Source organism: Achromobacter sp. K91 (genome assembly GCF_003576205.1).
GTDB classification, from domain to species: domain Bacteria; phylum Pseudomonadota; class Gammaproteobacteria; order Burkholderiales; family Burkholderiaceae_B; genus Achromobacter; species Achromobacter aegrifaciens.
Map to the genome: position 1 here is coordinate 1 of NZ_QWFB01000059.1, position 24,105 is coordinate 24,105.

Consider the following 24,105-nt stretch of genomic DNA (forward strand, 5'->3'; position numbering starts at 1 on the left):
AGATGTGTATAAGAGACAGGTCCAGGTTGCCGAAGGTGACCAGGCCTTCCGACTTGGCCTGGGCCAGTTCGGTGCGGACTTCGGCGCGGGTCAGCGAGGTGGCTTGTTCAGCCGCGGCGACGGGCGGGTAGTCCAGGTTGCCGAAGGTCACTTCACCGGCGTTCTTGGCTTGTTGCAGTTCAGCTTGCACTTGCTGCGAGGTCAGGGTCGACTTCGGGGCGATGGCGGCGGGGTAGCCTTCTTCGCCGAAGGTGTATTGGCCCGAGGCCTTGGCTTGTTGCAGTTCGGCTTGGACCTGAGCGCGGGTCGGGCCCTGATCAGCCTCGGCGGCTTGGGCGCCGGCAGCCAGAACGGACATGGACAGCATCAAAGCGGTAGCAAGGGTTTTCATAGCAGACCTCCAATGTCTTGAGCTTGGGAGCCGAACCGCTGGCCTGATTGCCTGGGGTTCGCTTGCTGTGTCCCGATGAGATGCATTCTGGGCGCAAATCATCTCCGGATAAACCCTGATTCTCTGAAAACATCTTTCCAAAAAGAAGACTAATAGGTTTCCATTTCACCAAATGGCACCATGGGTGGTGGAATTTCCATTTGATGACACCATAGGAGGTAGTCCACCCGGTAGGGCGGAGGTCTGGCGGCGGGGGGAGTGGGGGGGCGCAGCCCCGGAAAGGCCCGGGACCGGCAAGGAGGAGGGAATCAGCGGTTCAGTTCGACCAGCGCGGCGTTGTATTCCGCCTGGGCTTCGTCCAGTTTGCGCTGGGCTTTGTCGATCTTGTCCTGCTTGCCCTTGGCGCGGGCCTGCTTGAGCTCGCTTTCGCGCTCGGCGACCTTGTTCTGCTTCTCGCGCACGTCGGCTTCGCGCTGGGATTGCAGGCGGCTGTCGGTGCAATTCGCTTTGGCTTCGGCCAGGGCCTTGCGCAGGCCGGCTTCGCGGCGGGTATTGTTCTGCGCCTTGGCAGCGGCGATGTCGTTTTCGATTTCGCAGAACTTGGCGGCGCAGCCGCGCTGGGCCGAGCAATCGCTGGCGGCCTGGGCCGGAATGGCCACGAAGGCGGCGGCTGCGGCGGCCGTCAAGGCCAGGGATTTGAGCAATGAGGGCATGCGTGGTCTCCGTAATGCGTTGCGGAGGTTCCATCATGGGCCTTGCGCGCGATGCTCGCAATGCGCGGCATCAACGCAGCCTCAGCGCGGCGCGGACCCCGCCGATCGACCGGGTTCGTTGCCGCGCCGGCAGGACGTCAGCGAATCAGCGTGCCGGCCAGTGCGGCGGCGACCAGCAGCGCGCCCAGCCAGAGGTTGGCGCGGAACAGCATGAAGTTGCGGTCGGGGCGCTGGATGTCGAAGACCTTCAACTGCCACGCCAGGTGCACGGCCACCGCCACCATGCCGACCTGATAGGCCCACGACAGGCCGATGGCGTAGCCGCCCCAGGCCCACAGCACGATGGTGGCCAGATAGAAGCCGCCGATCCAGAGCTTGCCCTGGTCGCCAAAGCGCATGGCGGTGGAATGCAGGCCCAGGCTGCGGTCGTCGCGCACGTCCACGTAGGCGTAGATGCTGTCGTAGCCCACCTGCCACAGCACGGCGCCCGCCCACATGGCGATGGCGGCCAGCGGCACGTGGTTCTGCGTATCCGACCAGGCCATCAGCATGCCCCAGTTGAAGCAGATGCCCAGCACCACTTGCGGCCAGTAGGTGACACGCTTGCACAGCGGGTAGATGAAGACAAAAGGCAGCACGGCCACGGCCAGCCAGCGGCTCATTTCGTTCAGGAAGAACAGCAGCGACCCGCAGACCAGCAATTGCCCGAGCAGGAACCAGACCGCGTTCTTCATCGTCAGCTGGCCGCTGGTCAGAGGGCGGAAACGCGTGCGCTCGACGTGCTTGTCGAAGTTGCGGTCGCACATGTCGTTGACGGTGCAGCCGATGCCGCGCATCAGCAGGGCGCCCAGCGAAAACACGATCAGCCGCTGCAGGTCCGGCAGGCCGCCCGCGGCCTGGATCAGCGCCGCAATGGCCGGCAGCAGGGTCAGCCAGGTGCCGATCGGGCGGTCCAGTCGGCACAGGCGGGCATAGGGCCGCCAGGACTTGGGCAGCCAGCGTTCGACCCAGTCGGTGAAAACGATGTCGCTGAGGTCGACGGGAGATTGTTGGGGGGCGCTCACTGTCACGGCGAAACGGAATGGGAAAACCAAGAGCATAAAACAACGGCGGCCGGACATCGCGCCCGGCCGCCGTTCATGTCCTACCCCCCCTTCGAGGCACCCGCGTCATATCGTCACTGTCGTGGCGAAAGCGGGGCCGCACGGATCCGGGCTCCGCCGGTCCGTAGCGGCGCCCCCCTGGGGGGGAAGCGCCACAGGCGCTTCGGGGGGGGACCTACTACACCTCGGCTTTTAGCAGCTTGCCGAGGATGGCGATGCCGCGGCGGATCTTGTCTTCCGGCACGGTGGCAAAGCTCAGGCGCAGCGTGTTGGTCTTGCCGGCGCCGCAATAGAACGGCGCGCCGGGCACGAACGCCACGTTTTGCGCGATGGCCTTTTCCAGCAGCTTGGTGCTGTCGATGTGCTCGGGCAACGTCAGCCAGATGAACATGCCGCCTTCCGGCTTGGTCCAGGTGACGGTGTCCGGGAATTCCTGCTTGATGGCATCCAGCATGCAGCTGCCCTGAGCGCGGTAGATCTCGCGGACGTTGGGCAGGTGCTCTTCCAGGAAGCCTTCCTTGACGATCTCGTACACGGCCATCTGCGTCAGCGTGGGCGTGTGCAGGTCGGTGGCCTGCTTGGCTTGCACCAGCTTGTTGATGAGCGGGCGCGCGGCAGCGATGTAGCCCAGGCGCAGGCCGGGGGCCAGCACCTTGGAGAACGTGCCCAGGCGCACGACGTTGGCGCCGTACTCGGCGGCCAGCGCGATCAGGCCCGGCTGCGGTTCGCCTGCGTAGCGCAGTTCGCCGTAGGGATCGTCCTCGACGATGGTCAGGTTCAGTTCCGCGGCGCGCTTGACCAGCGCGATGCGGCGTTCCAGGCTCAGCGTGCGGCCGGTGGGGTTCTGGAAGTTGGGCAGGGCGTACAGGAAGCGGGCGCCTTCGGCCAGTTCAGGCGTGATGGCTTCGGGGATCAGGCCGCCTTCGTCGGTGGGCACCGGCACGAAGTTGGGCTGGTACAGGCTGAACGATTGCAGCGCGCCCAGGTAGCTGGGGTCTTCGACCAGCACCTTGCTGTCCTTGTCGATCAGCACCTTGCCCAGCAGGTCCAGCGCTTGCTGCGAACCCGACACGATCAGGATCTGGTCGGCGGCGACGCTGGCGCCGGCCTTGTTCAGGTCGTCAGCAACCCATTGGCGCAGCGGCGCAAAACCTTCGGTGGGGCCGTACTGCAGCGCGGCGCGACCGTTGGTGGACAGTACCTTGTCGAATGCCGCGCGAACTACCTCTACCGGGAAGCCGCCGGGCGCCGGCAGGCCGCCAGCGAACGAGATGACTTCGGGGCGCTCGGTTACCTTGAGGATCTCGCGGATGGCGGAGCTGGTGAGTTGCTGGGCGCGTTCCGAAAAGGAAAACGCAGGTTCGAGAGGCTTGTCCATGGAGTGCTTCTTGATCAAGAAGGGTAGGAAAATACGGGCGGTTGATCCCTTGGGGTGGCCCGGCGGAAAAAACATTCGGCAAAAAACTATTGTCCCACACGGCAGCGGCCCGGCCCCCTTAATGGCGCCAAGCCCTAAAATCACCTGCATCGATAACCGCCTGTACAGTTACATTTCCCATGTTCGAAGCCGCTCCCATCGTCGCCGATTCCAAGGCCGCCCTGTATGCCGGACTGGTCGCCCAGGCCCGCGCCCTGCTCGAAGGCGAGCATGACCGCATCGCCAATGCCGCCAACCTGAGCGCGCTGGCCTATCAGGCCCTGCCTGACCTGAACTGGGCGGGCTTCTATTTCTACGACGGCACGGAACTGGTGCTGGGCCCCTTCCAGGGCAAGCCGGCCTGCGTGCGCATCCCGCTGAACCGCGGCGTGTGCGGCGCGGCCGCCAGCCAGCGCCAGACCCAACTGGTGCCCGACGTGCATGCTTTTCCCGGCCACATCGCCTGCGATGCGGCCTCGCGTTCCGAGATCGTGGTGCCGCTGGTGCACCAGGGCCAGTTGATCGGCGTGTGGGACGTGGACAGCCCCGTGCCCGACCGCTTTGACGAAGACGACCGCCAGGGCATGGAAGCCCTGTGCGCGGTGTTCCTGGCCAGCCTGGGCTGAGGCGCGGCGTTGACAGCGTTGCGGGCTCCCGGTAGATTCCCGCATCTGCGCTTGCAGACCACTGCATTCAATCCATACATGATTCATCAGGCCAACCAATCCGCTTTCCCGTTCCGCGCCCAGGGCGTGGTGCTGGTTTGCGCCGGCCTGAAATCCAAAAAACAGCCGCTCATCTGACCGGAGCATGCTGTTCCGTCAGATGGGCGACGGAACAGCGGCCTCCTGGCGGCGCTTGGCGCCGTCCGCGCATCCTCTAGTATCCCGAGCACTTCTGTACGGTCCCCAACCACGGTCCGCTTACACCGAAGGAGTGTTCTCATGCAATCTCATCATCAATCTCCGATCCAGGGCGTCTGGGTGCCGCTGGTCACGCCGTTTGCCGGCGGCGCCGTGGATGGCGGGGCCTTGCGCCGGCTGGTGCGCCACTATGCCGCCGCGGGCGTGGACGGGCTGGTCGTGTGCGGCAGCACCGGCGAGGCCGCATCGCTGGATGACGCCGAGCAACTGGCGGTGCTGGACGCCGTGCTGACCGAAGCGGGCCGGCTGCCCGTCATCATGGGCCTGGCGGGCAACCACCACGGACACGTGATGCAGCGCCTGGCCGCCTTCGGCACGCGTCCGCTGGCCGGCATCCTGGCGCCCGCGCCGTATTACGTGCGGCCCGGCCAGGAAGGCGCCGCCGCCTATTTCCGCTGCCTGGCCGATGCCTCGCGCTTCCCCCTGGTGCTCTACGACATTCCCTACCGCACCGGCACGACGCTGGACACAGCGACCCTGCTGGCGCTGGCCGCGCACCCGAACATCGCGGCGATCAAGGACTGCGGCGGTTCGCTGGAAAAGACCATCGCGCTGATCGCCGACGGCAACATGCACGTGCTGGCAGGCGAGGACCTGCAGGCGCTGTCCGTGATGAGCCTGGGGGGTTCGGGCATGATCGCGGCCGCCGCGCATATCCGCCCCGATCTGTTCGTGGCCATGCATCAGGCGGTGAAGGCGCAGCAGCTGGACTTGGCCAGGAAGCTGTTCCACGCGCTGGTCCCCATCATCCAGCTGACGTTCGCCGAGCCCAATCCCGGCCCTCTGAAGGCGCAGCTGGGACGGCAGGGCCTGCTGAGCGAGGAGCTGCGCATGCCCATGCCGTCCGCCAGCGCGGGCTTGGCCGCGCGCATGGACGCCGCCGTGGCGGGGCTGAACCGGCAATATCCCTGCCAGTAGCCCGAACTTGGTGAGCAGTCCGCCAGCTTTGTGGCCTTCGGATTCATTTTGTAATAAATGTCCTACCGGGAAGCTGACGGATTGCTTATCATGCGCCCATTCTTCGGGTGAAACAGAACGTTCATGGCCCAAGCTTTTGTAGCCTTGTCCGCCTGGCAAGTCATGCTGGCGGGCCTGCTTTTCTTCGGCGGCATCTATCTGGTCTTCGGTGCGGCCACCTGGCTGCTGACGCATCACATCCTGCCGGCGCTGGGCATCGGACGCCCGCTGGATCCGCGTCCGCTGGCGCCGGGGCAACTGCGGCGCGAGTTCGCGCAATCCGGCCTGTCCATCCTGCTGTTCGGCACCGGAATGATTTTTCCGTGGGGCCTGTTGCAGCTGGGCTGGGCGCACCTGGATCCGGATGCCAGCTGGCAGAAGATCACTGTCGAAATCCTGGTGCTGGTGGCCTGGAACGACGTGCATTTCTGGATCAACCACCGCCTGCTGCACACCAAGCTGCTGCGCCGCTTCCACTTGCCGCATCACCGTTCGGTCGTGACCACGCCGTTCTCGACCTATAGCTTTCATCCCATCGAGGCGCTGATGCTGGGCAACGTGATCATGCTGCCCATGGTGCTGCATGACTTCAGCTTCTGGTCGCTGGCGTCGGTGCCGCTGTTCAGCCTGTTCTTCAACTGCATCGGCCACGCCAACTACGACTTCTTCCCCAATGTGTCCTACGCGCATTGGTTCGCCGCCAGCCGCCGCCATCATCTGCACCACGCCTGCTACAACGGCAATTACGGCTTCCAGTTCACCTTCATGGACCGCCTGTTCCGCACCCGCCTGAAGGCCGAGGCGGCGCAGTCCCAGCTGAATGCTTTCCGGCAACGAGAATCGCTTGGCGGGCGCGCTTAAGCGGCAGCGCCGGCTGCCGTCGCTGCGCAACCGGCGCGACTGGCAAAGCCTGGCCTATCTGGGCGCATTGCCCGCGCTGGCGACCTGGCAATGGGTGCACGGGTTCTGGTGGCCGCTGTACGGCCTGATGCTGTTCCTGACCCTGGGCGTGGGCGTCATCCACCACAACCACACGCATATCCGCATGTGGCGGGGACGCTGGACCAACCGCGCCACCGATTTCTGGATCACGCTGCTGCAGGGCCATCCGACCTTCGTGTTCTATCCGGCGCACGTGGCCAATCACCACCGCTACAAGCACGGCGCGCGCGATGTGGCGCGCACCTACCGCTTCGGTGGCGACACCAACCATCTGTGGGGCTACCTGATCCATCCCTTGCAGGCCGGCTGGGTGCTGTACCCGCTGTTCTTCGCCTGGCTGGGCCGCCTGCGCCGCCACTGGCCGGGCGCCTGGCGCTATTGCATGGCGCAGTACGGCGTGTGGCTGGGCCTGTGGGGCGGACTGCTGGCCGTGAATCCCATGAAAGCGCTGGTGTTCGTCATCGTGCCGCAGCTGCACGGCCTGCACTGGCTGCTGGCCACCAACTATCTGCAGCATGCCCATGCGGACGGCGGCCCCCGGGCCGTCGCGGGCCTGAACTATGCGCGCAATTTCGAAGGGCTGGTCAATCCGCTGCTCTTCAACATCGGCCTGCATACCGCGCACCACGAGCACCCGCGGGCGCACTGGTCCGAACTGGAGCGCCTGCATCGCGAGCAATACCGCAGCCGCGTGAATCCGGCGTTGAACGAGCCCGGCCTCACGCCCTACATGTTCCGGGTGTTCGTGCTGGGCGCCTTCCTGCCGCGCTTTCGCAGCCGTTCATGCATGGCGCCCGAGCACATCCGCTAGCGCCACACACCCTATATCCACCAGAGGCCTCTCATGCCCATCGCGTTTCATCGTGTCTATCTGGAAAGCGCCGGCTATTTCATGCCGGGCGAACCTGTGTCCAACGATGCCATGGACAGCTACATCGCGCCGCTGAACCGCATGTCCAGCCGCATCAAGAGCCGCATCCTGGCCGAGAACGGCATCAAGCAGCGCTACTACGCGATCGACCAGGAAGGCGCCACGGTGTTCAGCAACGCGCAACTGGCGGCCAATGCCATCCGCGATTGCCTGCGGCGCAACGACAGCGACCTGTCCGCCGTGTCGCTGCTGGCCAGCGGCTCGTCGGGCGGGGACGCGCTGATGCCGGGCTTCTCCAACATGATCCAGGGCGAGCTGGCCGCGCATCCGATGGAAACCCTGTCGGTGCACGGCATCTGCGCCGCGGGCGTATCGGCCATCCAGACGGCCGCGCAGGGTGTGGAGCTGGGCGGCCATGCCAGCGCCTTGGCCGTGGCCAGCGAGCTGCCGTCGCGGCTGTTCAAGCGTTCGCGCTTTGCGGCGCGCGGCTACGACGCCGACTTCGACGCGCATTTCCTGCGCTGGATGCTGTCCGACGGCGCGGGAGCGGTGCTGCTGGGCAATAGCGGCCGGCCCCTGCCGGGCGCTTCGCAGGGCGTGCGCCTGCGCTTGAAGTGGGTGCACCAGCGCTCGTTCTCGGGCGACTATCCGGTGTGCATGCAGCTGGGCCTGTCGGCCGACCGCGCTCGCGGCCATCTGGACTATCCGTCCTGGAACGAGGCCGAGGCCGACGGTGCGCTGTCGCTGCGCCAGGACATCCGCCTGCTGCCGCACCTGTTCGACATCGGCATCCATGAATACGCCAAGCTGGTGCGCGACGGCTGGGTGGATCCGGATCAGGTCGACCACTTCCTGTGCCACTACTCATCGGAGAAGTTCATTCCGGTGGTGGAAGACCTGATGGAGAAGGCCGGCCTGGTGATCCCGCGCGAGCGCTGGTTCAGCAACCTGGCGTGGCGCGGCAATACCGGCGCGGCGTCCATCCTGATCATGCTGGCGGAGTTCCTGGAAACGCGCGAAGTGAAACCGGGCGAGCAGATCTTCTGCTACATCCCGGAATCAGGCCGTTTCATGGCCGCCTACATGCTGCTGGAGGCCGAGGCCGTCCACGCCCCGCAAGTCGCCGCGGGCGCGCCGGCCGCGGCTGCGCCGCGCGAGGACGCGAACAGCGATGACGCTGCCGCCATCGCGCCGCCGCATGACCCGGACATGGCGCCCCAGGGCCTGGGCCAGCTGCTGACCGAATTGGCCGCAATCTGGCACGACTACCGCTCGCGCGTGTGGCGCACGCCGGTGGTGCGGCGCCTGCGCAACCGCCAATTCCAGACGGCCGACTACCTGAACTGGATGGAGAACTGGATTCCACAGGTGCGCGAAGGCAGCAAGTGGATGCGCGAAGGCGCGGCCTCGCTGACGGAGCAATACGCGCCGCTTGCGGCGTTGATCGACACGCATGCGGGCGAAGAGCAGAACGACTTCCAGATCCTGTTCCAGGACTATCGCACCGCGGGCGGCGAGGTCGCCGACATTGACGCCCTGCGCCGCAATCCCGGCGGCGAAGCGCTCAACGCCTATCTGCACGGCCTGGCCGCCACGCGCGACCCCATCGGCCTGCTGGGCGCCATCTACATCATCGAAGGCACGGGCCAGCGCATCGTGCCGGCGCTGCTGCCGCTGCTCAAGGCCAGCCTGAAACTGCCGCCGGACGCCTTCCGCTTCCTGGAGTATCACGGTCACAACGACGAGCATCACCTGGCGCGCTGGCTGTCGGCGGTGGAACTGGCGCTGGATTGCGATGAGGACGGCCGCGCCGAGCAGCGCATCGTCGACACGGCGCGCCGCACGGCCGCGCTTTACCTGATGCAGTTCCACCACGTGATGGAAGGCGAGGCGTGATGAGCAAAGAACCCGAATTCCTCGCCAAGCCGCACGATCCCGCCGATCCCAGCCCCTGGCTTGCGCTCTACCTGGACCGCAGCACGCCCTTGCCGGACAAGGTGAAGAAGGCCTGGCTGACGGATTCCAGCTGCGCTTCGCGCCAATACCTGCTGCCGTTCCTGCGGCCGTTGGCGCGCGCCTTCATCATCCTGATCCAGGTCATCAAGACCTTCCTGCCGCGCCGCTGGTCGCATTCGAAGCTGCTGCACCGCATCCTGGCGTGGGGCTTGAAGCGCTTCGTGTCGCCGGAGGCCAACTGGCTGATCCTGCGCCACTTCCACCTGGGCGCGCAGATTCTGTCGTTCATCGCCGCCAACTCGCCGGTGCCGGTCACGACCACGCCGCTGGAGCCGCGCGATATCGATGACCTGAAGGACGAACTCTTCGTCAAGCATGACCTGAACCTGTTCAACTTCGTCATCCGCCTGAACCAGGCGCTGCGCGATGCGGGCGTGGAAATGCATGCGCCGCAGCGGGTCGATTTTTCGATGATCCGTGATCCCGATCTGCGGCTCGAAGACATGCCGCAGGGCAAGCTGAATTTCCTGGACCTGCAAAGCGCCATCGAGCTTTTCACGCCGCTATATCAGCTGATGCTGACCGACAATGACTTCTGGCGCGCGGCCAATTCGCTGCAGCTGGACGAGACCATCGGCATCTATGCGGCCAAGCTGCTGGGCGCGCCGCAGCACCTGATCCTGGTCAACAACAACCATCCGCTGGTGCCGATGTCGACCCTGCGCGCGGGCTACCGGCTGGTGCTGCACGGGCTGTCCACCGAGATGCTGCACAGCCTGCTGATGGAAATGAAAGAGGCGCAGCAAGGCGGGGAGCCGCCCGCGCCGATCGCCTGAGTCCTTACCGCTTTTCGGCGTATACGCCGAAGCGTTGCAGCTGGGCTTCGCTGTTGCCGATTTCGCGCAGGCTCTCCTCGCCGCTGTGCGCCACCAGCATGGCGGCCAGCGTCTGCGCGATGGACAGCGCAGGCACCACCGAGGGGAACAGCGAGGGCGTGTCGTTGGCCACCAGCAGCAGCGCCTTGGCGCCCGGGGCGATTGGCGACACTGCGCTGTCCGTGACCGCCACCACGCCGGCGCCGCGCTCACGCGCGAATTCCACGGCCGTGACTGCCGCCTGCGCATAAGGCGCCTGGCTGAAGGCGACCAGCGCGTCATCCGGTCCGATGCGGCGCAACTCATCGGCCAAGGTGCCGCCGACGCCGCTGAGCAAGGTCACCTTGTCCAGGAACATGCCGCAGGCATAGCTGAAGTGATAGGCGGCTGGATACAGGCTGCGCAGACCGATGACATAGATGCGGCGCGCGCCCGCCAGCAGGCCATGCGCGGCCTTCAGCGCGGGCAGGGCGGCGGGACCCAGGCTGCTGCCCAGGTTGCGCACTTCGGCGTCGAGGATGTCGGCGACCAGCCCCGCGTCTGCGTCGTGCTGCGGACGCTTGCGCAGCGCGGTGGCGCGGCCCGCGAAGCTGGACCCGCCTTCGGCCAACCAGTCGCGGTAGGGCTGGCGGAACGCTTCGTAGGTATCGAAACCCAGCTGCCGCGCCAGGCGTAGCATGACGCCGGCCTGCACGCCGGCATGGCCGGCCGCGGCGCGCATCGACTCCAGGGCGATGTCCTTGGGATGATCGATCGCATAGCGGGCCGCCTGCCGCAGCTTGGGCGGCAGGGCGGAAAACTGGGCTTCGATCAGTTTGTCGATGGCGGCTTTATCCATCTGCGCTCCGGGTAAGGTGCCGCGTATTATGGCGCATCGTCCGCCAGCGCCAGGTCGATGGCGCTGGCCAGCGCGTCCACCGCGAAGGCCAGTTCATCGGCCGTGCTGAGGTAGGGCGGCGCCAGCAGCACGTGGTCGCCAAGCTTGCCGTCTATGGTGCCGCCGCCCGGATAGCACAGCAGGCCCAGTTCGCGCGCCTGCGTCTTGATGCGCGCATGCAGGCGGCGCTGCGGCGCGAACGCGCGCAGGCTGCCGGGATCCTCGGCCAGCTCCACGCTCCAGAACAGGCCCCGGCCGCGGATGTCGGCGACGTGCGGGTGTCGTTCCAGGCGCGCTGCCAGCATGGCGCCGAACTGCGCGCCCATGTCGGCGACGCGCGCCACCAGCTTGTCGCGCAGCACGATGCGCTGCACTGCCAGCGCCGCGGCGCAAGCCACCGGATGGCCGACGTAGGTGTAGCCGTGCTGGAACGCGCCCGAGCCCGCGTTGATGGCGCCGATGACGCTGTCGTGCGCCAGCACCGCGCCGATAGGCACATAACCGCCGCCCAGACCCTTGGCCAGCGTCAGCAGATCCGGCACCACGCCTTCCTGCTCGAAGGCGTGATAACTGCCGGTGCGGCCCAGCCCGCACATGACCTCGTCCAGGATCAAGAGCACGCCATGGCGGTCGCATACCTGGCGGATCTTGCGAAAGTAGCCCGGTACCGGCGCGACCGTTCCCGCAGTGGCGCCGACCACGGTTTCCGCGATGAACGCGGATACCGTGGTCGGACCCAGCCGCAGGATCTCTGCGTCCAGTTCCGCCGCCAGGCGGTCGGTGTATTGCTCGTCGCTTTCCCCGGCTTCGCGGTAGTGCAGGGCAAAGCAGGGCGAGACGTGATGGCTTTCGATCAACACGGGCTGGTACAGCGCGCGGCGGCCGGCGTTGCCGCCCACCGACAAGGCCGCCAACGTGTTGCCGTGATAGCTCTGGCGCCGTGCGATGTAGCGGTAGCGCCCGGGCTCGCCGCGCTCGACGTGGTACTGGCGCGCCATCTTCAGGGCGGTCTCGACCGCTTCCGAACCGCCCGAAACGAAGTAGGCGTTGCCCAGGCCCGCCGGGCTGTTGGCCGCCAGGAGATCGGCCAGTTCTTCGGCGGCCGGGGTGGTGAAGAAGCTGGTGTGCGCGTATTCCAGCGCGTCGAGCTGCGCGACGGCCGCGGCGCGCACTTCGGGGTGAGCGTGTCCCAGGCACGAGACCGCCGCGCCGCCCGAGGCGTCGAAGTAGCGTCGGCCTTCCTGGTCGACAATGAAGCTGCCTTCGCCCTTGATGGCGATGGGCAGGGGGCTGGAGTTGCGATGGATGATGCGGCTCATGGCGTCGTGAGTGGTGTGGTTTGTCAAATAAAACACATGGTATATTTGTTGTAAAAATAAACCAAACGGTTTTATTGCCATGTAGGCCGTTGCATCGTCATCATTCGCTCAAGGGGGCGTCATGAAGTTTTCCCATCTGTTGCGTCGTTGGACTTTCGGGATTGCGGCGGCTGCCGCGTTGGGCGCGGCTGCTCCGGCCAGCGCCGCCTGGCCGGAGCAGCCGGTGCGCCTGGTGGTGCCGTTCGCCGCTGGCGGCACGACCGACTTGCTGGGCCGCCTGATGGCCGAAGGCCTGGGCGCGGAACTCGGCCAGTCCGTGGTGGTGGTCAACAAGGCCGGCGCGGGCGGCAGCCTGGGCGCGTCCGAGGTGGCGCATGCACAGCCGGACGGCTATACCTTGCTGCTGGGCACGCCCGGCACGCAGATCATCAACGCCTACGTCTACAAGAAGATCGGCTACGACCCGGCCAAGGACTTCGCGCCGGTTGCCTACGTGGCGCAGGTGCCCAACGTGGTGCTGACCCATCCCGGCTCCGGCCTGAAGAACATGGACGACCTGCTGCGTACCGCGCGCGCCGAGCCCGGCCGCCTGAACTGGGGATCGCCCGGCGTGGGCAGCTCGGGCCATCTGGCGCTGGAGATGATCAAGCGCATGGGCAAGGTGGACATCCGCCATGTGCCGTACAAGGGCGCGAGCCAGGCCAACAATGACCTGCTGGGGGGCCAGATCGACCTGTCGGCCGACAACCTGCCCACCGCCTTGCCGCTGATCAAGGCGGGCAAGCTGGTGGCGCTGGGCGTGACCTCGGCCCAACCAGTGGCCGCCGCGCCGGGCGTGGCCGCCATTGCGCAGTCCGTGCCGGGATTCGAACTGACCTCGTGGTTCGTGGTGATGGCCCCGGCCGGCACGCCGCAGCCCGTCATCGACAAACTGAACGCCGCCGCCCAGCGGGTGCTGGATGCGCCCGCCACGCGCGAACGCTTGGCCGCCTTGGCCGCGCAGCCCATGGGCGGCACGCCGCAAGCCTTGGCGCAGCATCTGCAGACGGAGCGCGAGAAGTACCGCGTCCTGATCGAAGGCACCGACATCCGTCCGGAATAAGCGGGGAAACGCATGGGCAAGCGCACGAAGAAAAGGCTGGCGGTGGCGCGCTTCTGGTACGAAGGCAACGCCTTCTGTCCGGCGCCCTGCACCATGGCGGATTTCGAACGACGCGAATGGCGCAAGGGCGGCGACGCCCTGGCCGCCGCCGCCGGCACGGCCACCGAACTGGGCGAAGTGGCCGAGTTCGCCCGCGCGCATCCGGACTGGGAGGTCGTGGCCTTGCGCTGCGCGTCCGCTCTGCCTGGCGGGCCGATAGACGACGCCGTGCACCGTGCCTTTACCGAAGAGGTGCTGGCCGGACTGGCCGCGGACGAGGATGGCTGGGACGCCGTCTACCTGTCGCTGCATGGCGCCGCCATCACCGACCTGCGCCAGACACCCGATCTGGATTTCGTGCGGGCCGTGCGGGCCTTGTTGCCCGACGTGCCCCTGGGCGCGAGCTTCGACCTGCACGCCAACCTGGCCCCTGAGCTGGGCGGCCTGCTGGACTGCGCCAGCGGCTACAAGACCTATCCCCACATAGACATGCGCGAGGCGGCGAGCCGGGTGCTCGACATGTTGCTGCGCACGCAGGCCGGCACGCTGTCGCCGCGGGTGCTGGTGGCCAAGCCGGACCTGCTGTTGTCCAGCTTCAACATGCGCACCGATGCCGGGCCCATGCGCGAATTGCAGGATCTCGCGGCAGTCCAGTGCGGCGAGGGCGTGGTCGAAGTCTCGGTGTTTGGCGGCTTTCCGTATGCGGACACCGTCGATACCGGGGCATCGGTGTTGGTGGTGGCCGACATGACTCGCGATGCCGCCGGCGCGCGGGCGCAGGCCGTGGCCGAAACCATGAAGGCGGCGATGCGGCGTCTGGAGCCCGCGTTTGCGGTCACCTTGCCGACGCCGCAACAGGGATTGGCGCAAGCCGTGGAAGCGGCGCGCGCGGGCGGCCTGGTGGCCGTCACCGACCCGGGCGACAACCCCTTGTCGGGAGGCGTGTGCGACACGCCGGCGCTGTTCCGCGCCTTGCTGGATGCGTCGATCGATCTGCCTTGCGTGTTCGCCAGTTTCGCGGATCCGGAGGCAGTGCAGCGCGCGCTCGAAGCGGGCTTGGGCGGCGACTGCGAACTGGAACTGGGCGGCCGCGTGAGCCGCGATTTCGGCGCGCCGGTGCGCGCGGCGTTCCGGGTCGAACGCTACACCGATGGCGAATTCAGCAATACGGGTCCGATGGAAACGGGCGTGCGCACGAGCTGCGGCCGCACCGCGCTGCTGTCGCTGCGCGACATGCCCAATGTGCAGGTCATCGTCACCGAGCTGGTGGCGCCGGCCAACGATCCGGGCTTCTTCACCTTGCATGGCGTCGATCTCGATCAGGTGCGGCTGCTGTGCGTGAAGGCCAAGAACCACTTCCGAGCGGCCTTCCTGCCGCTGTGCGCTGCGATCATCGACGTCGACGCGCCCGGCCCCGCGGCGCTGGACCTGCGGCTGCTGCCGTTCCGGCATGCGCGCAGGACGCATTGACCAGCGCGCAATACCTGCGGGAATAGCGGCGCGGACATGCGCGCCTTGGTGTTGACCCTGCGTTACACGGCAAGGGCCTTGCGCTATATTGCGACCCTTGTCCCGCAGGCCCGCCGGGCGGCGTCCGCGCTGTCGTATCCCTCTTCCGGAAGTCGTTTACATGCCCCAGACACTTGAAGTCATCGCCACCCTCCTGTTCGCCGTGGCGGTTCTTCATACCTTCTCGGTTCCGTTCTTCGCGCGGCTCGCGCACCGTGGCGGACCGCATGCGGGCTTCTGGCATCTGTTCTCCGAAGTCGAGGCCGTGTTCGGCGTCTGGGCCTTCGTGCTGATCGTGGCGATGGCGGCGCTGGCCGGCCCCTCGCATGCCATCGAGTACATGGACACGCGCAACTTCACCGAGCCGCTGTTCGTCTTCGTGATCATGGTGGTGGCGGCCAGCCGGCCTATATTGGAACTGGTGGGGACGCTGGTGCGCCTGGTGGCGCGCGTGCTGCCGCTGCCGCGCGAACTCGCCACTTTCTTTGTCGTGATGTCGCTGGTGCCGTTGGGCGGCTCCTTCATCACCGAACCCGCCGCGATGACGCTGGCTGCCATTCTGCTGCGCGACGCCTATTTCCGCAGCAGCGGGCGCGCGGGCTTCAAATACCTGACGCTGGGCGTGCTGTTCGTCAACGTCTCCATCGGCGGCGTGCTGACTTCCTATGCCGCGCCGCCCGTGCTGATGGTGGCCTCCACCTTCGGCTGGGACTCCACCTTCATGGTGCAGCATTTCGGCTGGCGTGCCGCGATTGCCGTCTGCCTGAATGCGGCGCTGTTGACCTTCATCTGCCGCAAGGCGCTGCTGGAGCGGTCGGTGGGCACGGGCGGCGGCGTCGACGCGCCCGAAGGCGGCGATGCGCGCGGGCCGGTGCCGCTGCTGGTCATGCTGGTGCACCTGGTCTTCCTGGTCGCCGTGGTGCTCAGCGCGCATCATCCGGCCATCTTCCTGGGCCTGTTGATGATGTTCATCGGCTTTGCCGAAGCCTACAAGCGCCACCAGAGCCGCCTGATGATCAAGGAAGGCCTGATGGTCGGCTTCTTCCTGGCCGGGCTGGTGGTGCTGGGCGGCCTGCAGAAGTGGTGGCTGCAGGACCTGCTGGGCGGGCTTGAACCTTTCGTGCTGTTCTGGGGCGCTACCGCGCTCACCGCCATCACCGACAACGCCGCGCTGACCTACCTGGGTTCGCTGGTCGAAGGCACCAGCGAGGCCTGGCGCTACATGCTGGTGGCCGGCGCGGTCACGGGCGGCGGGCTGACGGTGATCGCCAATGCGCCCAACCCGGCTGGCTTCGCCATCCTGAAGAACCACTTCCCGGACGGCAGCATTTCGTCGGGGCGGCTGTTCCTGTCGGCCCTGGCGCCGACCCTGGTGGCGGCGGTCATGTTCCTGCTTCCTGTCTAGGGAGACGGCCCTCGGGATGCCCCTGAGGCGCCGCCCAAGGCGGGCCGCCGGGGCCGGACACCGGCCGTTCACGAAAAACCGCTAAAATTCAAGACTTTCCCGTATTTTTTCCGGCCTCGCCCACCCGCCGCTTCCGTTCGGACCAGGTCTTGCGACCCGATCCGGCCCCGGACATTGCGTCCGGCGACAGCGGCTCTTGATATGCCGGGCCCGCGCCTGGGAGCCCTAGATGCCCATTTACGCTTACAAGTGCAGCGCCTGCGGCCATGCCAAAGACGTCTTGCAGAAGATTTCCGATGCGCCGCTTTCGGTTTGCCCCGAATGTGGCGAAAGCACGTTCTCCAAGCAGGTGACCGCGGCTGGGTTCCAGCTCAAGGGCTCCGGCTGGTATGTCACGGACTTCCGCGGCAACGGCAGCGGCGGTTCGGCCTCGGCCAGCACGCCGGCCCCGGCTGAAAGCGCCGCGCCCGCAGCCGCAGCCGCGCCCGCAGCTCCGGCCGCCCCGGCGACGCCTGCAGCCGGTAGCGCCGCCTCCTAGAGCACACGCGATGCGTATGCGCGTCATCAAGAAGTACTTCATCACCGGCCTGCTGATCTGGGTTCCCCTGGTCATCACGGTGTGGGTGCTGGGCTTGCTGGTCGCGACCCTCGAAGGGTTCGTGCCCGGCTTCCTGTCGTCCGAATCGCTGTTCGGCATCGACATCCCCGGCTTCCGCTTCGTCCTGGTCATCGTGGTGGTGCTTCTGACGGGCGTGTTCGCCGCCAACCTGATCGGCCGCACCATGGTGGACCAGTGGGAGAACCTGCTGGGACGCATACCGCTGGTGCGTTCGATCTACAACTCGGTCAAGCAGGTCAGCGATACCGTGCTTGCTCCGAATGGTCAGGCGTTCCGCCGCGCGGTGCTGGTGCAGTATCCGCGCGCCGGCAGCTGGACCATTGCTTTCGTTACCGGCACGCCCAGCGGCGAAGTGGCCGACCGGCTTCCCGGCGATCACATCAGCGTGTACGTGCCGACCACGCCGAATCCCACGTCCGGCTTTTTCCTGATGGTTCCGCGCGCTGACGTCATGGATCTTCAGATGAGCGTGGACGCGGCATTGAAGTACATCGTTTCCATGGGCGTGGTCGCCCCGGTCCAGGCGGCGACGCCCGCGGACCGGCCGGCCGCGCCCGTCCCGGCTCCCGGCGTGCAAGACACGCCTCGCGCCGATTCGTAACCCTTACGCTATAACCAAGCACATAAACGGAGTCCCCCGCATGCGTACCTGCTACACCGGCCAGGTTTGCCGTGACCATCTCGGCCAGACCGTCACCCTGTACGGCTGGGTGAACCGCCGCCGCGACCACGGCGGGGTCATCTTCATCGACCTGCGCGACCGCGCGGGCCTGGCGCAGATCGTGTTCGATCCGGACAATGCCGCCTTCGCCACCGCGGAGCGCCTGCGCAACGAATTCTGCATCCGCGTCACCGGCCTGGTGCGCGAGCGTCCGGCGGGCACCGCCAACGCCGAGCTGGCTTCGGGCGAAATCGAAGTGCTCTGCAAGGAAGTCGAGATCCTGAACGCGTCGGTCACGCCGCCGTTCCAACTGGACGACGACAACCTCTCGGAAACGACGCGCCTCACGCACCGCGTGCTGGACCTGCGCCGTCCGCAGATGCAGCGCAACCTGATGCTGCGCTACCGCGTGTCCATCGAAGTGCGCAAGTTCCTGGACCAGCTGGGCTTCATCGACATCGAAACCCCGATGCTGACCAAGAGCACGCCCGAAGGCGCGCGCGACTACCTGGTGCCTTCGCGCGTCAACGCCGGCCACTTCTTCGCGCTGCCGCAATCGCCGCAGCTGTTCAAGCAGATGCTGATGGTGTCCGGTTTCGACCGTTACTACCAGATCACCAAGTGCTTCCGCGACGAAGACCTGCGCGCCGACCGCCAGCCCGAATTCACCCAGATCGACTGCGAAACCTCGTTCCTGAACGAGTTCGAGATCCGTGAAATCTTCGAGAACATGATCCGCCACGTGTTCAAGGTGGTGCAGGACGTCGATCTGCCGACGCCGTTCCCGATCATGACCTGGACCGAAGCCATGCGCCGCTACGGCTCGGACAAGCCGGACCTGCGCGTGAACCTCGAATTCACCGACATGACCGACGTCATGCGCGACGTGGACTTCAAGGTGTTCGCCGCCGCCGCCACGGCGCCCGGCAGCCGCGTGGTCGCCTTGCGCGTGCCGGGCGGCGCCGAGATGTCGCGCAGCGAGATCGACGGCTACACCCAGTTCGTCGGCATCTACGGCGCCAAGGGCCTGGCCTACATCAAGGTCAACGAAGTGGCCAAGGGCCGCGACGGCCTGCAATCGCCCATCGTCAAGAACCTGCATGACGCTGCCCTGGCCGAACTGGTCAAGCGCACCGGCGCGCAGGACGGCGACATCATTTTCTTCGGCGCTGACCGTGAAAAGGTCGTCAACGACGCCATCGGCGCGCTGCGCGTGAAGATCGGCCACAGCGAATTCGGCAAGAAGACCGGCCTGTCCACCGCCGGCTGGAAGCCGCTGTGGGTTGTCGACTTCCCGATGTTCGAATACGACGAGGAAGACGGCCGCTACACCGCCGCCCACCACCCCTTCACCAGCCCGAAGGACGGCCACGAGGACTTCCTGGAATCCGATCCCAGCAAGGCTTTCGCCAAGGCCTACGACATGGTGCTGAACGGTTGGGAAATCGGCGGCGGCTCGGTCCGTATCCACCGCGAGGAAGTGCAGAGCAAGGTGTTCCGCGCGCTCAAGATCGGCGCCGAGGAAGCCCGCGAGAAGTTCGGCTTCCTGCTCGACGCGCTGCAATACGGCGCGCCTCCGCATGGTGGCATCGCTTTCGGCCTGGATCGCATCGTCACGATGATGACTGGCGCCGAATCGATCCGCGACGTGATCGCCTTCCCGAAGACCCAGCGCGCCCAGTGTCTGCTGACGCAAGCGCCGTCCGAGGTCGACGAGAAGCAATTGCGCGAACTGCACATCCGTCTGCGCAACGTAGAAACGAAGTGATCCCCCCCGAAGCGCCGTAAGCGCTTCCCCCCCCAGGGGGGGCCGCTACGGACCGGCGGAGCCGGATCCGTGCGGCCCGGCTTGGGGGGCGTTGGCTTGCGGGGTTCGCGTCTCGATTGAGCAGTGAAAGTTGTTGTTCCTGGAGGGCAGGGGCGTGCGCCGCAAGCGCAGGAACTGTCTTCTGAATTGGAGTAATCTGGCAAACGCCGCCTGCTTGTGGGCGGTGCTGGCCGGGCTGCTTTTTTTGCTGCGGCCGGTGGTTCCCCAGTTTTGAAAGGCGCCATTTTCCATGTCGCTCATCCGCGTCGTCAGCTACAACATACATAAGGGCCGCTCGGCATTGGGCCGGCGCGACTCCCTGAACGAATTGCGTCTGGGCCTGTATGGCCTGCGTCCGGATCTGGTCTTCCTACAGGAAGTCCAGGGCCGCAATGAGCAGAAATCCCTGCTCGACGCCCAGCACGAATCGCTTGCCGCCGCCTTGCGGCTGGACGTGGCCTACGGCCGCAATGCCATCCGCCATGAGACGGACCACGGCAACGCGCTGTTGTCGCGTTTCCCTATCCTCGACCACGAAAACCAGGACATCTCCGACCATCGGCTGGAGCAGCGCGGACTGCTGCACGCGCGCATCGAACTCGACGGGCGCGCGGTGCATTGCTTCGTCGTGCACCTGGGCTTGTTCGCCGGCAGCCGCAGCCGCCAGATCCTGGCGCTGACCGAGCGCATCCGCCGCATGGTGCCGGACGGTGAGCCGATCCTCATCGCGGGTGATTTCAACGATTGGGGCGACCGTCTGGCGCCCCTGTTCGTGCAGCAGCTGGGCCTGTATGAAGTGTTCTCGCATGCCCCGCGCAGCCATGGCGGCGAATTGCCGCGCCTGCGCGACTCCGTCAAACGGCTGAGCAACGCGCTGCGCGGGCTGCCCAATAGCGGCGTGTCCGTCATGGAACGCACCAATCAACTCGGCATGGATGGCAATTCGCGCCTGCTGCTGCCGCCGCCCCGCACCTTCCCCGCGGTGTTCCCCTGGTTCCGTCTGGACCGCATCTACCAGCGCGGCTTTGCCGTGCGCAGCGCGCGCGTGCTGCGCGGCCGCGAATGGGCCAGGCTTTCCGATCATTCCCCCTTGCTGGCCGAGCTGGAACTGCCGTGAGGGCAGAGCAGTCCAAGCTGGACTGGACGGTGGGCAACGATATCCGGTTGCTCCAGAACGGCTCCGACTTCTTTCCGGCGCTGTGCGCAGCCATCGACGCCGCCCAGGTCAGCGTGCACCTGGAAACCTACATCTTCACCCCGGACCGCACCGGTTCCCAGGTGTTGGACTGCCTGGAGGCGGCCGTGCGGCGCGGAGTCAAGGTGCGCGTGGTGCTCGACGGTTTCGGCAGCGCAGAGTTCGTCGATCCCTTGCGTACGCGCCTGACCAACGCCGGCGCGCAGTGCCGCATCTTCCGTCCCGAGCCGCGCTGGTTCGCGCGCTACATTCCGTCGCGCAGCCGGCTGCGCCGCCTGCACCGAAAGGTCACTGTGGTCGACGGGCGCATCGCCTTCATCGGCGGCATCAACATCATCGACGACTACGATGACCGCGATCCGACGGACGGCATCACCGGGCCGCGCTTCGATTTCGCCGTGCAGGTGCAGGGGCCGCTGGTCACGGAGGCTGCCTATGCCCAGGAACTGCTGTGGGTGCGGCTGAACTGGGCGCGCCTGCGCCGTCATCCGCGCGACTGGAACCGCATGCGGCTGCTCAAGCCGCGCCACGCTTCCGTGGCGCCCTGTGGCGACCTGCGCGCCGCGCTGGTGCTGCGCGACAACCTGCGCTTTCGCCAGACCTTCGAGCGCGCCTATCTATACGGTATCGCGCATGCGCGCCGCGACATCCTGATCGCCAACGCCTACTTCTTCCCCGGCCGCCAGTTCCGCCGCGCGCTGGCCAAGGCTGCGGCGCGCGGCGTGCGCGTGCGCCTCTTGCTGCAGGGCAAGATCGAGTACCGCATGCAGTACCACGCCACGCGCTCGCTGTACGACCAGTTGCTGCGCGACGGGATTGAAATCTACGAGTACATGCCGAGCTACTTGCACGCCAAGGTGGCGGTCATCGACAACGTGGCGACGGTGGGCTCGTCCAATCTCGACCCCTTCAGCCTGCTGCTGGCGCGCGAAGCCAATGTGGTCGTGGACGACCAGCCCTTCTCCTGGGACCTGCAGGAACGGCTGGAGACGGCCATCCGCGAAGGCGGGCGCTTCATCCGGCCACTGGAGTATCAGCGCCGGGGGTGGCTGCGGCGTTGGGTCGACGCGGTGTCCTACACGCTGCTGCGCATCGGGGTGGCGCTGACGGGGACGTCGGACAAGTACTGAGCGCGGGCGTTCAGGCGCGCCGCTTCAGCAAGCCCAGCGCCAGCGCCGTGCCGACCAGGATAATGGCGGCGCCTGCCGCGATCGACGGCGTGATGCTCTCGTCCAGGAACCACGATCCCCACAGCACGCCGAAGATCGGCACCAGGAAGGTGACGCTGACGGCGCCGGTGGGGCCGACATTGGCGATCAGACGGAAGAAAATGATGTACGCCGCGCCCGTGCACAGCACCGCCAGCAGGATGGTGGCGATCCAGGCCTGCATGGACGCTGGCGCTTCGGGCCAGTGCGTGACCGCAAGCGGCAGCAGCACCAGCGTCGCGCCTATCATGCTGCCGGTGGCGTTGGCCAGGGCATCTACGCCTGTCAGGAAGCGCTTGGTCCAGTTTGCTGCAATGCCATAGAACACCGGCGCCGACACTGCGGCCAGGACCGCTGGTCCGGTACCGCCATCGCTGAAGTTCAGCTTGTCCCACACCAGCACGACGATGCCGACCACGCCTATCATCAGCCCCAGGGAGCGCGTCCAGGCGAGCTTGTCCTTCAGCCACAGCCAGCCGATGACCGCGCCCCATACCGGCGTCACGGCATTGGCTACCGACAGGAAGCCTGCGCCCAGCGATTGCGCTGCATAGGCGAACAGCAGGAACGGCACGGCCGCATTCAGCACGCCCACCATCAGCAAGGCTTTCCAGTGCCGGGCGATGACGGGCAGCTTGCCGCGCCACAGCGCGGCGGGCAGCAGGACCAGCGCGGCCAGCCCTACGCGCAGCTCGATCAGTGCAATCGGTCCGAATTCCGGCACCGCCAGGCGCATGAACAGAAAGGAGCCGCCCCAAACGGCGGCCAGGAGCAGCAGATCCAGCAAATTGCGTTGACGCATGTTCAGTCCCGCGAGGGGCTCATTTGCGGTTTGTGGCCAGGTTCTTCATCTTGACCCGGTAGGCCAGCAGGGCGCAGGTCAGCGACAGGACGATACACAGCACCAGGCCCGCGCGCACTCCGTTTAGTACCGTGCTGTGGGAAATGATGATGCCGACCACGGCAGTCCCCAGCGCGCTGCCGATGGCGCGCGTGGTCTGGACCAGGGCGGAGGCCACGCCCACGTCGCGCCGCTCGCTCAGCATCTGCATGAACAGAGTCAGGTTCGGAAGCAGGAAGCCCAGCGCACAGCCGTTGACAAAGAAGGCGGCCAGGATCCACCAGGCCGAGGTCCCCGGCGAGATAAGCAGCACCATCAGCGAACCAGCTGCCAGCAGGCAGCCGCCGAACACCATCAGGCGCTGCGGTTCGGTCTGCTTGGGGAACAGGCGGCCGTTGATGATGCTGCCCACCGAAATCGCGGCAACCAGCGGCGTGAGCAGCAGCCCAGCCTCGCTGGGGGTGTAGTTCAGTACCTGTTGCAAGAGCAGCGGGCTGTAGAAGATCAGCACGAACATGACCGCGCCCACCATCATCGCCGCCAGGTTCAGCAGGCGGGATTCCGCGCCGCCGAGCACGCGCAGCGGAAAGATGGGTGAGCTTACGCGCCGTTCCGTGGGAATCAGGATGGCGATAGCCGCCACACCCACCACCGCCAGGCCCAAGCCCAGCATGGGGTGGGCATGGTCGCCGCTGGCAAACGCCAGTTCCAGCGCGGCCAGCGGCGCGCCCACCGCCAGCACCAGCAGGATGGCGCCCAGCCAGTCGATCTTGCGGCTGCCGTCGTGGATGGGGCGGATGCGGGGAAAGTAGCGGGCCAGCAGGAAAAACGCACCCGCGGCCGCGATCGGCGCAATGAAGAAGGCCGCGCGCCAGCCCAGCGCCTGCGTCGCGGCCCCGCCCAGAACCGGGCCGATGCCGCTGGCCATGGCGAACGCCGCTGACACCAGCGCCATCCAGCGCACCCGCTGCTTGGCATCGGGGAACAGGTCAGCCGGCGCGGCGAATGCGGTCGCGATCATCATCCCGCCGCCTATGCCCTGCAGCGACCGGAAAATGATCAGCTGCATCATGCTTTGCGACAGGCCACAGGCGATAGAGCCCAGTGCCACGATCAGCACCGACAGCAACATCAGGGGCTTGCGGCCAAACATGTCGCCCAGCCGCCCGAAAATCAGGATGGATGCCGCGGTGGCCAGCAGATAGCCCGTTCCCACCCAGGCGTACAGCGCCATGCCGTTCAGCGCCTCGGCTACGCGCGGCAGCGTGGTGCTGATAATGGTGGAATCCAGCGCGGCCAGGACTACCGTCGCCGAAACCCCCGCCATGCCCATCAGCAGGTCGCGTCGTGTATGGGCTGTCTCTTATACACATCT

General features: G+C 66.5%; 22 protein-coding genes. 14 read left to right on the plus strand and 8 right to left on the minus strand.

What is annotated here, in order from left to right; genetic code table 11:
* The 4 genes from DXK93_RS27635 to DXK93_RS27650 all read right to left on the minus strand — a co-directional run.
* Window positions 1-391 (minus strand): DUF4148 domain-containing protein (locus tag DXK93_RS27635; RefSeq protein ID WP_147400290.1); only part of this gene is annotated, 391 nt, incomplete at its 3' end.
* A gap of 308 nt (window positions 392-699) precedes the next feature.
* A complete protein-coding gene (locus DXK93_RS27640) occupies window positions 700-1,104 on the minus strand; it encodes a DUF1090 domain-containing protein (RefSeq protein WP_054457151.1) in 405 nt (134 codons plus the stop codon).
* Between the two features lie 137 nt (window positions 1,105-1,241).
* On the minus strand, window positions 1,242-2,168 hold the full coding sequence (ubiA, locus tag DXK93_RS27645) for a 4-hydroxybenzoate octaprenyltransferase (RefSeq protein ID WP_054457303.1): 927 nt from the start codon (window positions 2,166-2,168) through the stop codon (window positions 1,242-1,244).
* 217 nt (window positions 2,169-2,385) lie between these two features.
* Window positions 2,386-3,585, minus strand: a complete 1,200-nt coding sequence (locus DXK93_RS27650; protein ID WP_119451792.1) for a PLP-dependent aminotransferase family protein — start codon at window positions 3,583-3,585, stop codon at window positions 2,386-2,388.
* 179 nt (window positions 3,586-3,764) lie between these two features.
* On the opposite strand from DXK93_RS27650, the gene DXK93_RS27655 reads away from it, so the two are divergent.
* From DXK93_RS27655 to DXK93_RS27680, 6 genes are all read left to right on the plus strand, one after another.
* Window positions 3,765-4,250: a GAF domain-containing protein gene (locus tag DXK93_RS27655; RefSeq protein ID WP_119451789.1), complete on the plus strand. Its 486-nt coding sequence runs from the start codon at window positions 3,765-3,767 to the stop codon at window positions 4,248-4,250.
* A gap of 318 nt (window positions 4,251-4,568) precedes the next feature.
* Complete coding sequence (gene dapA / locus DXK93_RS27660; RefSeq protein ID WP_054457147.1) at window positions 4,569-5,465, plus strand: 4-hydroxy-tetrahydrodipicolinate synthase; 897 nt, start codon at window positions 4,569-4,571, stop codon at window positions 5,463-5,465.
* Window positions 5,466-5,588: 123 nt separating this feature from the next.
* Window positions 5,589-6,365 carry a sterol desaturase family protein gene (locus DXK93_RS27665; RefSeq protein ID WP_054457145.1) on the plus strand — a complete coding sequence of 259 codons (777 nt, stop codon included), beginning with the start codon at window positions 5,589-5,591 and terminating at the stop codon, window positions 6,363-6,365.
* Window positions 6,325-7,257 carry a fatty acid desaturase gene (locus DXK93_RS27670; RefSeq protein ID WP_225590468.1) on the plus strand — a complete coding sequence of 311 codons (933 nt, stop codon included), beginning with the start codon at window positions 6,325-6,327 and terminating at the stop codon, window positions 7,255-7,257. The genes DXK93_RS27665 and DXK93_RS27670 overlap by 41 nt, the downstream gene beginning before the upstream one ends.
* Before the next feature lie 33 nt (window positions 7,258-7,290).
* Window positions 7,291-9,213 carry a StlD/DarB family beta-ketosynthase gene (locus DXK93_RS27675; protein WP_054457141.1) on the plus strand — a complete coding sequence of 641 codons (1,923 nt, stop codon included), beginning with the start codon at window positions 7,291-7,293 and terminating at the stop codon, window positions 9,211-9,213.
* Window positions 9,213-10,109, plus strand: a complete 897-nt coding sequence (locus DXK93_RS27680) for a hypothetical protein (RefSeq protein WP_054457139.1) — start codon at window positions 9,213-9,215, stop codon at window positions 10,107-10,109. The genes DXK93_RS27675 and DXK93_RS27680 overlap by 1 nt, the downstream gene beginning before the upstream one ends.
* 4 nt (window positions 10,110-10,113) lie before the next feature.
* On the opposite strand, the gene DXK93_RS27685 is transcribed toward DXK93_RS27680, so the two are convergent.
* Both DXK93_RS27685 and DXK93_RS27690 read right to left on the minus strand, forming a co-directional pair.
* Window positions 10,114-10,986, minus strand: a complete 873-nt coding sequence (locus tag DXK93_RS27685) for a MurR/RpiR family transcriptional regulator (protein WP_119451790.1) — start codon at window positions 10,984-10,986, stop codon at window positions 10,114-10,116.
* A 26-nt stretch (window positions 10,987-11,012) separates the two neighbouring features.
* Complete coding sequence (locus DXK93_RS27690; RefSeq protein WP_119451791.1) at window positions 11,013-12,344, minus strand: aspartate aminotransferase family protein; 1,332 nt, start codon at window positions 12,342-12,344, stop codon at window positions 11,013-11,015.
* 121 nt (window positions 12,345-12,465) lie between these two features.
* On the opposite strand from DXK93_RS27690, the gene DXK93_RS27695 reads away from it, so the two are divergent.
* The 8 genes from DXK93_RS27695 (at window position 12,466) to clsB (ending at window position 21,811) form a co-directional block, all read left to right on the plus strand.
* The gene (locus tag DXK93_RS27695) at window positions 12,466-13,446 is read left to right on the plus strand and encodes a tripartite tricarboxylate transporter substrate binding protein (protein WP_054457135.1); all 981 of its coding nucleotides are present in this window, start codon (window positions 12,466-12,468) and stop codon (window positions 13,444-13,446) included.
* Window positions 13,447-13,458: 12 nt separating this feature from the next.
* Complete coding sequence (locus DXK93_RS27700; RefSeq protein WP_054457133.1) at window positions 13,459-14,955, plus strand: M81 family metallopeptidase; 1,497 nt, start codon at window positions 13,459-13,461, stop codon at window positions 14,953-14,955.
* 160 nt (window positions 14,956-15,115) lie between these two features.
* A complete protein-coding gene (locus DXK93_RS27705) occupies window positions 15,116-16,399 on the plus strand; it encodes a putative Na+/H+ antiporter (protein ID WP_054457131.1) in 1,284 nt (427 codons plus the stop codon).
* A 229-nt stretch (window positions 16,400-16,628) separates the two neighbouring features.
* Window positions 16,629-16,937 (plus strand): FmdB family zinc ribbon protein, encoded by a 309-nt coding sequence (locus DXK93_RS27710; RefSeq protein WP_054457129.1) that lies wholly within the window; start codon window positions 16,629-16,631, stop codon window positions 16,935-16,937.
* 16 nt (window positions 16,938-16,953) lie between these two features.
* Window positions 16,954-17,619, plus strand: a complete 666-nt coding sequence (locus tag DXK93_RS27715) for a DUF502 domain-containing protein (protein WP_054457127.1) — start codon at window positions 16,954-16,956, stop codon at window positions 17,617-17,619.
* Window positions 17,620-17,659: 40 nt separating this feature from the next.
* Complete coding sequence (gene aspS / locus DXK93_RS27720; protein ID WP_054457125.1) at window positions 17,660-19,447, plus strand: aspartate--tRNA ligase; 1,788 nt, start codon at window positions 17,660-17,662, stop codon at window positions 19,445-19,447.
* A 289-nt stretch (window positions 19,448-19,736) separates the two neighbouring features.
* A complete protein-coding gene (locus DXK93_RS27725; protein WP_054457124.1) occupies window positions 19,737-20,603 on the plus strand; it encodes an endonuclease/exonuclease/phosphatase family protein in 867 nt (288 codons plus the stop codon).
* On the plus strand, window positions 20,600-21,811 hold the full coding sequence (clsB, locus tag DXK93_RS27730; protein ID WP_054457122.1) for a cardiolipin synthase ClsB: 1,212 nt from the start codon (window positions 20,600-20,602) through the stop codon (window positions 21,809-21,811). Before DXK93_RS27725 ends, clsB begins: the two co-directional genes overlap by 4 nt.
* Window positions 21,812-21,821: 10 nt before the next feature.
* Here the strand turns inward: clsB and DXK93_RS27735 are convergent, their stop codons facing one another.
* Both DXK93_RS27735 and DXK93_RS27740 read right to left on the minus strand, forming a co-directional pair.
* Window positions 21,822-22,691, minus strand: a complete 870-nt coding sequence (locus tag DXK93_RS27735; RefSeq protein ID WP_054457120.1) for a DMT family transporter — start codon at window positions 22,689-22,691, stop codon at window positions 21,822-21,824.
* A 19-nt stretch (window positions 22,692-22,710) separates the two neighbouring features.
* Window positions 22,711-24,063 (minus strand): MFS transporter, encoded by a 1,353-nt coding sequence (locus DXK93_RS27740; protein WP_054457118.1) that lies wholly within the window; start codon window positions 24,061-24,063, stop codon window positions 22,711-22,713.
* Window positions 24,064-24,105: the final 42 nt, after the last annotated feature.

Bases quoted from the DNA above. Each gene is read 5' to 3' on its own strand.
- DXK93_RS27640 (WP_054457151.1), bottom strand. From the start codon at position 1,104: ATGCCCTCATTGCTCAAATCCCTGGCCTTGACGGCCGCCGCAGCCGCC.
- DXK93_RS27650 (WP_119451792.1), bottom strand. From the start codon at position 3,585: ATGGACAAGCCTCTCGAACCTGCGTTTTCCTTTTCGGAACGCGCCCAG.
- DXK93_RS27655 (WP_119451789.1), top strand. From the start codon at position 3,765: ATGTTCGAAGCCGCTCCCATCGTCGCCGATTCCAAGGCCGCCCTGTAT.
- dapA (WP_054457147.1), top strand. From the start codon at position 4,569: ATGCAATCTCATCATCAATCTCCGATCCAGGGCGTCTGGGTGCCGCTG.
- DXK93_RS27665 (WP_054457145.1), top strand. From the start codon at position 5,589: ATGGCCCAAGCTTTTGTAGCCTTGTCCGCCTGGCAAGTCATGCTGGCG.
- DXK93_RS27670 (WP_225590468.1), top strand. From the start codon at position 6,325: ATGCTTTCCGGCAACGAGAATCGCTTGGCGGGCGCGCTTAAGCGGCAG.
- DXK93_RS27675 (WP_054457141.1), top strand. From the start codon at position 7,291: ATGCCCATCGCGTTTCATCGTGTCTATCTGGAAAGCGCCGGCTATTTC.
- DXK93_RS27680 (WP_054457139.1), top strand. From the start codon at position 9,213: ATGAGCAAAGAACCCGAATTCCTCGCCAAGCCGCACGATCCCGCCGAT.
- DXK93_RS27685 (WP_119451790.1), bottom strand. From the start codon at position 10,986: ATGGATAAAGCCGCCATCGACAAACTGATCGAAGCCCAGTTTTCCGCC.
- DXK93_RS27690 (WP_119451791.1), bottom strand. From the start codon at position 12,344: ATGAGCCGCATCATCCATCGCAACTCCAGCCCCCTGCCCATCGCCATC.
- DXK93_RS27695 (WP_054457135.1), top strand. From the start codon at position 12,466: ATGAAGTTTTCCCATCTGTTGCGTCGTTGGACTTTCGGGATTGCGGCG.
- DXK93_RS27700 (WP_054457133.1), top strand. From the start codon at position 13,459: ATGGGCAAGCGCACGAAGAAAAGGCTGGCGGTGGCGCGCTTCTGGTAC.
- DXK93_RS27705 (WP_054457131.1), top strand. From the start codon at position 15,116: ATGCCCCAGACACTTGAAGTCATCGCCACCCTCCTGTTCGCCGTGGCG.
- DXK93_RS27710 (WP_054457129.1), top strand. From the start codon at position 16,629: ATGCCCATTTACGCTTACAAGTGCAGCGCCTGCGGCCATGCCAAAGAC.
- DXK93_RS27715 (WP_054457127.1), top strand. From the start codon at position 16,954: ATGCGCGTCATCAAGAAGTACTTCATCACCGGCCTGCTGATCTGGGTT.
- aspS (WP_054457125.1), top strand. From the start codon at position 17,660: ATGCGTACCTGCTACACCGGCCAGGTTTGCCGTGACCATCTCGGCCAG.
- DXK93_RS27725 (WP_054457124.1), top strand. From the start codon at position 19,737: ATGTCGCTCATCCGCGTCGTCAGCTACAACATACATAAGGGCCGCTCG.
- DXK93_RS27735 (WP_054457120.1), bottom strand. From the start codon at position 22,691: ATGCGTCAACGCAATTTGCTGGATCTGCTGCTCCTGGCCGCCGTTTGG.
- DXK93_RS27740 (WP_054457118.1), bottom strand. From the start codon at position 24,063: ATGGGCATGGCGGGGGTTTCGGCGACGGTAGTCCTGGCCGCGCTGGAT.